The organism is Citrobacter sp. CK180, assembly GCF_030333655.1.
Classification (GTDB): domain Bacteria; phylum Pseudomonadota; class Gammaproteobacteria; order Enterobacterales; family Enterobacteriaceae; genus Citrobacter_B; species Citrobacter_B koseri.
In genome coordinates this window covers 37,188-44,118 of the sequence record NZ_JAOWFM010000051.1, presented here as the reverse complement: position 1 = coordinate 44,118, position 6,931 = coordinate 37,188, and the positions used below count along the sequence as shown (strand labels likewise).

Genomic DNA, 6,931 nt, shown 5'->3' with positions numbered 1-6,931 from the left:
GCCCCCTCCTTACAGATCGTCAGTTCATTACCCGACAGGGTGTGGATTTTCCGGGGCGTTACGGGGATGGCAGGATAATCTCCTGCATCAGGGAACCAGATCCTGACCTTGCCGCCAGGCGCAAGGCCGAACAGAATATTGTTGTACCACAGAGGCTCCCCGCCAAACAGATGATCGGCAGGTGTCTTCATACGCTGCCACATTGCGGGTGAAAATATCACGCGGGTTTCATAAGTCCGGCGATCGATTAAGGAATCCCAGCAGAACACAATAAACTGCGGAGGCTTGTTGATTTTATTGAAATTAACGCTTCCGCCATGCATATTTTTGGTCCATTTATCAATGGAATCAGGATCTCTTGGTGTGGAGTCCAGTGTGTAAAAGGTATAGAGATACCCGTCGGTATCGATTACCCGCGCTTGTGTAACATATGCAGGCAACTGCCAGGGGGTGATAAAAGAAAAACTCCCTTTCCCGTAGGGCAATGTCCAGTCGCCGCTGGCAGCCTGCTTCGACTGTAAGGGATACGTCTGCGGGTGACTGCACCCCGCCAGCGCCAGCAGGACTGCCAGAATATGTAACCATCGTGCGTTCATCATTGTTTCCCGTCCATGTTGTAAACTGTTCTGAGCCATCCTGCGTCAGGCCGGTTAACGAAGCCGATCGTTTCAGAAGCAGAAACCCCGCCTTGTGGTTTACCCGTTTTACTTACGGCGACGGCATTCCAGTTTGCTGAACAGTGGATATAGGTTTTGGCGATAATTTCGATGTCTTGCCCGGAAAAACCGATTGCTGGCTGTCTCAAACGCGCGAATTTACCTATCCTTGTTGCATGTTCATAGAAAGTGAGAAGCTCACCTGGAATCTGAATATCTTTTTTGTTCTCAAGGGGTTCAAACATCACTCCCGCCTCCTTCGCCGCATCGACCATCACCCACAGAATTACCTTCGACCAGTCATTTCGGACAATACGCTGGCGCAGAGTCAGTGCGGCAAAGCTGCGCTTTTGCATCTGACCATAACGGTCAGTAGCGGCGTAGTCGTCTGACCAAACTTCAGGGGTGATTTCATTAGTACGAATAATCGGTGCGATAGCAGGAGAGGCTTCCAGAACCGGTAGTTGTGCCATGGTCTTCCGGTAAGCGCCGGAACGTTCATCAGGCTGATTTAATGGTAAAGTGTCCACCTGTGGGCGGGTAAGAAACAGATCCTCACGCGTCTTAGGCAGGTAACCGCCGCCAATGTCGGAATGCACTCCGGGTAAGGTTATCTCCGGCCAGGCAGGTGCCACGCTGTTAAGCGCAAAGTTATAGCGACATTCATGCTGAGCGGTGATATGGAAAACTTTTTGCGCCACGCCGGGCCGCAAATGAATATTGACGTCGCCCGTATCAGCGCTGTGCGGATTCAGACCATTAAAGGGAGTTCCAACGGCCGTGACGGTATCAAAAATACCCATAAAGCGGGTCTTTCCTGCAGGTTTCCCCGTGTAGACCTGCTTTACCATGCCAGCATTAATGGCATTCACAATTGCGCCGTCTTCTGACTGTACGCGATTCGCAAAATGACGGGCCGCCGCCGCACCGCGACTGAAGCCGAAAATATCAAACAGCAAGTTCTCAATAATAAGTTTGCCCTCCAATATACGTATTGTGGCCTTTATTGCTTCAGCCAGTTGCGCTACCGCATCGTCAGTTTTAGCGATTACACCGTAATCAGACGTGCCAAGCCCTAAGCCGATCATGCTGTCCGCTTCACCAGCCTGCGTACCTATGCCCTCAATATATACGGCATGTTGAATATATTTCCCGTCAGCTGGAAATCGTTGCAAATACAATTCATTTAGCCAGTGTATATTTGTATAGTATCCGTAGTAGCTGGTTGCCTCTGTACCACTCAGCCCCATTTTTTCGGAAGCACTCTTTTGGAGAATTCTTTCCGCATCAGGGTTATCAATGTCAAAATGCTGCGCGGTACAAGCCGCCAGCATATTTCGCGTATTGACCGCGTTATTGCCCGTACCATCGAAGAAGATCCCCAGCACCAGCGTAACCTTTCGTTTCTCCGGCTCCGGGGGAGGAGATATAACCTGCGCCACTGGAAAGAGCTGATTATATCGTTCAGGCGTAACAAGGTAATCGAATTCAGTACCAGCGAGAAGATGCTGACAATGAATATAATCATAATCCAGCGAAATATATTCATAATCCAAACTATTTTGCCGTGATTCAGATACCAGCCGATTTAATCTTGCCCCTCTCAGTTTAATGACATAATACTTCTCCCACCGGCCAAATCTATTGATCCGATAAATATCAAAGCGCATTTTAAGATTTTCATTATTATTGATCGCATTTGTCAGTAACGGTGACGCCCTGTCAATTACTTTACTAAAGGACAGCCCCTGATGCTTCACCCCCATTCCAGTGTTTGATATCCCCTGCGTAAGGCTAAAAACGAAAATTTCATCTTCATGTCCCTGCTGCCAACGATTCCCCACTGAAGTTGTGGTTCCACAACCAGAGGAAATATCCCCTTGATGCTCACCCTCAATGGTTACATAAATAATATCACCCATTTGTGCCCCTGATTTATTACACCATTTTTATGAGAGTAATTCTCTGGGGACAATGATATTTTGTGCATCGTCAAGAAATAACGTATTGCCACCACAATTTAAGAATAATAATGTCGCAAATAAAAAGCAGAACAATAAATACCCTTAAAGCATACTGAACATGAATATCATAAAATTCTCATAAGCATCACATTAAACCCTTATAATAGGCCCTCACTTAAGTTTCATGATAATTTTACTGAGCGATTTTAATAATACGATTAGCGTTAATAGATAACCGTTCAATGATAGAAAATAATACCACCGGGTGAAACCAGTGACTTTATGGGCTATTCCTCCCGGTTCAATTTACCCACTTACAGAAACCAGTGACAGACGCGCCGCCGTGCAGGTATTGCTTTTTGCATAAAACGGTTATGTGTAGCAACCAGGGCTGTGTTATGAGCTGCTTCTCGGCGTTTTACGCAGAACATGGTAAAGTAGAAGATTAACCTTTCACGCAATCCGAGGTGCCACATGGAAAAGACCACCACGCAAGAGCTTTTAGCGCAAGCTGAAAAGCTCTGTGCGCAACGCAATGTGCGGCTGACACCCCAGCGCCTCGAAGTGTTGCGTCTGATGAGTCTGCAGGAAGGCGCGATCAGCGCCTATGACCTGCTGGATCTGCTGCGTGAAACGGAGCCGCAGGCCAAACCGCCGACGGTGTATCGTGCGCTCGATTTTCTGCTTGAGCAGGGTTTTGTTCACAAGGTCGAATCCACCAACAGCTACGTGCTCTGTCACCTGTTCGATCAGCCGACCCATAGCTCGGCCATGTTTATCTGCGACCGTTGTGGCGTGGTAAAAGAGGAGTGTGCTGAAGGCGTGGAAGACATTATGCATACGCTGGCGGCAAAAATGGGGTTCGCTCTGCGCCATAACGTGATTGAAGCACACGGGTTATGCCCGGCGTGTGTGGAAGTCGAAGCCTGTCGCCACCCCGGCGAGTGCCAGCACGACCATTCTATTTTGGTGAAGAAGAAACCACGTTAAATAAATCGGGCGGCTAATCCGCAGACGCCGCCCAAAGCAAGTACGTTGAACAGAGGGGAGTACGTCCTTGTACTCACGGGCAGGAGAAGTTGATTACCAGCGGTAGTCGTTACGGTTTTCCCATTCTTTCACTTCTTTTTCCGCCTCATCTTTTGCGTAACCATAGCGTTCCTGGACTTTACCCACCAGTTGATCACGCTTACCTTCGATGACAGTCATATCGTCATCGGTCAGTTTGCCCCATTGCTCTTTCACTTTACCTTTAAACTGTTTCCAGTTGCCGCCGATTTCGTCTTTATTCATCATCAAGTCCTCATCGTTCGGTTGTGAATAGCGGGAGAACGTCGCTCAAACGCATTACGTTTTCTGCTGAACGTGAGATTAATTGTAGTCAGTGATTCGGCCTTCGTTTTTTAATTCAGAGTTTTTAACCACTGGACTCAGGCAAACCAGGTCCCTTTTCGCCAGTGTCGCCGCCAGATAAATGCCAGAGAAAGCCCACGAAGCGCCAGAAAAACGGTTAGCGCAAGCCACAGTCCGTGGTTCCCCAGCAGCGGTATCGTCAGTAGGGTGAGCGCAAACCCGGCTGCGGCGACGGCCATGCTGTTACGCATTTCAGCCGCCCGCGTCGCCCCGATAAACATACCGTCCAGCAAATAGCACCAGACGCCCACCAGCGGCAGAACCACCTGCCAGATAAGATAGCGATCGGCCAGAAGCTGAATCTGCGGCAGCGAAGTCAGCAGTGCGATGATGTACTCCCCCGCCAGCACATAAACCAGCGCAAACAGCAGCGCCACAATTCCCGACTGGCGACACGCCGCCCGCCATACGTCCAGTAGCTGGCTGCCGTCCCGCGCGCCATAAGCCTGACCCGAATGGGCTTCTACCGCATAGGCGAAGCCGTCCAGCGCATAGGCAGTAAAGGTCAACAACGTCATAAGAACGGCATTCACCGCAATGATATCGCTTCCCATACGGGCGCCCAGTACCGTGATTGCGCCAAAACAGAGTTGCAGCAGCAGCGAACGCAGCATGATGTCGCGATTAAGCGCCAGCAAACGACGGAAGTTCCCGCGCCAGGCCTGTTTCAACATACCAGGAGAGACACCGCGCAAACGAAGGACTTTGCGTACCATCAGCAGACCAATTAACAGCGTGGCATATTCGGCGATGACCGTCGCCAGCGCAGCCCCTTGCACGTTCATGTGCAGCCCCATAACCAGCCACAGGTCGAGGACGATGTTCAGGATATTCCCGACAATCAGCAGGATAACCGGCGCACGGGCGTACTGAACGCCGAGCAGCCAACCAAGCAAAACCAGATTCGCCAGAGATGCCGGGGCGCTCAGCCAGCGGATCGCCAGAAAGCGTCTTGCCTGCTCCAGCACCGCTTCGCTACCGCCAACGATATGCAATGCCAGATCGATAATCGGCGTGCGCAGCAGCGCAATCAGCGCCCCCGCGCTCAGCGCCAGGATGAGTGGTTGCACCAACGCTCTCGCCAGCGCTTGCGGATTTTTCGCGCCAAAGGCCTGCGCCGTTAACCCGGTAGTGCTCATGCGTAAGAAGAGCAACAGCATGAAAAGGAAGCTGGTTGCGGTTGCGCCAATGGCAACACCACCCAGATAGACGGGGCTATCGAGATGACCAATAACAGCCGTATCCACCAGACCCAGTAAGGGGACGGTGATGTTGGAAAAAATCATGGGTAAGGCGAGGCGCCAGAGTGCTTTGTCAGAGGATGTGAAGAAAGGCATGCAGATGAGCCTGAGAAAAAGTCAAATAAACCAATCGATTAATCGCCGGATGGCGGCATAAATGCCTTATCCGGCCTACGGTATTACGGGTACATTTGCCGGATGGCGGCATAAACGCCGTATCCGGCCTACGGTACTATGGGTACATTTGCCGGATGGCGGCGTAAATGCCTTATCCGGCCTACGGTACTATGGGCACATTTGCCGGATGGCGGCGTAAACGCCTTATCCGGCCTACGGGGATATTTGTAGGCCTGATAAGCGCAGCGCCATCAGGCGTTGTGCCAGCGCCTGATTACAGCCATTCACCGTTACGGATAACGCCTACCGCCAGCCCTTCGATGGTGAAGCTCTGCTCACGCAGGTCAACCACGATCGGTTTAAATTCGCTGTTTTCTGGCAAAAGTTCAACTTTATTGCCCTGTTTTTTCAGGCGTTTTACCGTGACTTCATCGTCAATACGCGCCACAACCACCTGGCCGTTACGGACATCCTGAGTTTTATGCACTGCCAGCAGATCGCCGTCCATAATTCCGATATCTTTCATCGACATGCCGCTAACACGCAGCAGAAAATCAGCATTGGGTTTAAACAGCGAAGGATCGACCTGATAATGGCCTTCGATATGCTGCTGCGCCAGCAGCGGTTCACCGGCGGCGACGCGACCGACCAGCGGCAACCCTTCTTCTTCGTCCAGAAGCAGGCGAATACCGCGCGATGCGCCGGAAACAATTTCAATCACCCCTTTACGCGCCAGCGCTTTCAGGTGTTCTTCAGCGGCGTTTGGGGAACGGAACCCCAAACGCTGCGCGATCTCCGCACGCGTTGGTGGCATACCTGTCTGGCTGATGTGATCCCGAATGAGATCAAACACCTCTTGCTGCCTGGCCGTTAACGCTTTCATTCCGCCCCCTGGGTGTATATACAGTTATGCTGTGAGTATATACAGCTAAAGGTGATTTTGGAACCATAAACTGCGCAGAAAACAGGAGTTTTATACCGTTATGGAATCTTTATCGAAAAAACCTTAGCGGAAATGTGACCATAGCAGGAGACCCCAGGTCATCAGCGCGACGAAAATAGACAGCAGCACCGCCGCAGACCCCATGTCCTTCGCGCGGCCGGAGAGTTCATGGTATTCAGAGCCAATACGATCAACAACAGCTTCAATGGCGCTGTTAAGGATTTCAACAATCATCACCAGCATCACGGAACCAATCAGCAATACGCGAGTAATGGCATCCACATCCAGCCAGCAGGCAATCAGCACACCTGCCAGCACGGCGATGCTTTCCTGGCGAAACGCCGCTTCGTTGACCCATGCGGCGCGAAAACCTTTCCAGGAATAGCCTGCGGCTTTAATGATTCGGGTGAATCCAGTGGTATTATTGGCCATTAAAAGAACCTTTTTGCATTATTAGCGTCAATGAAATTATATCGTTGGCCCGTATGATTCGGGCGACGGCAACGCAGCGCGAAGTATGACGGGATACACCAGAAATTCACCAGACTTTCTGATATCCTTGCAGCGCATTTGCATTATTAACCAGAGGCTTTACAT

The 6,931-nt window shown here is 50.8% G+C and carries 7 protein-coding genes; 1 reads left to right on the top strand and 6 read right to left on the bottom strand.

Annotated elements, in window-relative coordinates:
• Together OGV50_RS12825 and OGV50_RS12820 are read right to left on the bottom strand one after the other, a co-directional pair.
• On the bottom strand, positions 1-635 hold a 635-nt coding region (locus OGV50_RS12825; protein WP_286488570.1), incomplete at its 3' end, for a DUF2931 family protein.
• Positions 596-2,578, bottom strand: a complete 1,983-nt coding sequence (locus OGV50_RS12820; protein ID WP_115615252.1) for an Hcp family type VI secretion system effector — start codon at positions 2,576-2,578, stop codon at positions 596-598. The genes OGV50_RS12820 and OGV50_RS12825, both read right to left, overlap by 40 nt.
• 516 nt (positions 2,579-3,094) lie before the next feature.
• On the opposite strand from OGV50_RS12820, the gene zur reads away from it, so the two are divergent.
• A complete protein-coding gene (zur, locus tag OGV50_RS12815) occupies positions 3,095-3,610 on the top strand; it encodes a zinc uptake transcriptional repressor Zur (RefSeq protein ID WP_012134638.1) in 516 nt (171 codons plus the stop codon).
• Positions 3,611-3,703: 93 nt separating this feature from the next.
• Here the strand turns inward: zur and OGV50_RS12810 are convergent, their stop codons facing one another.
• From OGV50_RS12810 to OGV50_RS12795, 4 genes are all read right to left on the bottom strand, one after another.
• The gene (locus OGV50_RS12810) at positions 3,704-3,913 is read right to left on the bottom strand and encodes a CsbD family protein (RefSeq protein ID WP_024130835.1); all 210 of its coding nucleotides are present in this window, start codon (positions 3,911-3,913) and stop codon (positions 3,704-3,706) included.
• Positions 3,914-4,050: 137 nt separating this feature from the next.
• Positions 4,051-5,370: an MATE family efflux transporter DinF gene (gene dinF, locus OGV50_RS12805; protein WP_200091034.1), complete on the bottom strand. Its 1,320-nt coding sequence runs from the start codon at positions 5,368-5,370 to the stop codon at positions 4,051-4,053.
• 295 nt (positions 5,371-5,665) lie between these two features.
• Complete coding sequence (gene lexA, locus OGV50_RS12800) at positions 5,666-6,274, bottom strand: transcriptional repressor LexA (RefSeq protein WP_012134642.1); 609 nt, start codon at positions 6,272-6,274, stop codon at positions 5,666-5,668.
• Positions 6,275-6,397: 123 nt separating this feature from the next.
• Complete coding sequence (locus OGV50_RS12795; RefSeq protein ID WP_012134643.1) at positions 6,398-6,766, bottom strand: diacylglycerol kinase; 369 nt, start codon at positions 6,764-6,766, stop codon at positions 6,398-6,400.
• Positions 6,767-6,931 lie beyond the last annotated feature (165 nt).

Coding starts and splice junctions, on each gene's coding strand:
- zur (WP_012134638.1), top strand. CDS start 3,095: ATGGAAAAGACCACCACGCAAGAGCTTTTAGCGCAAGCTGAAAAGCTC.
- OGV50_RS12810 (WP_024130835.1), bottom strand. CDS start 3,913: ATGAATAAAGACGAAATCGGCGGCAACTGGAAACAGTTTAAAGGTAAA.
- lexA (WP_012134642.1), bottom strand. CDS start 6,274: ATGAAAGCGTTAACGGCCAGGCAGCAAGAGGTGTTTGATCTCATTCGG.
- OGV50_RS12795 (WP_012134643.1), bottom strand. CDS start 6,766: ATGGCCAATAATACCACTGGATTCACCCGAATCATTAAAGCCGCAGGC.
- dinF (WP_200091034.1), bottom strand. CDS start 5,370: ATGCCTTTCTTCACATCCTCTGACAAAGCACTCTGGCGCCTCGCCTTA.
- OGV50_RS12820 (WP_115615252.1), bottom strand. CDS start 2,578: ATGGGTGATATTATTTATGTAACCATTGAGGGTGAGCATCAAGGGGAT.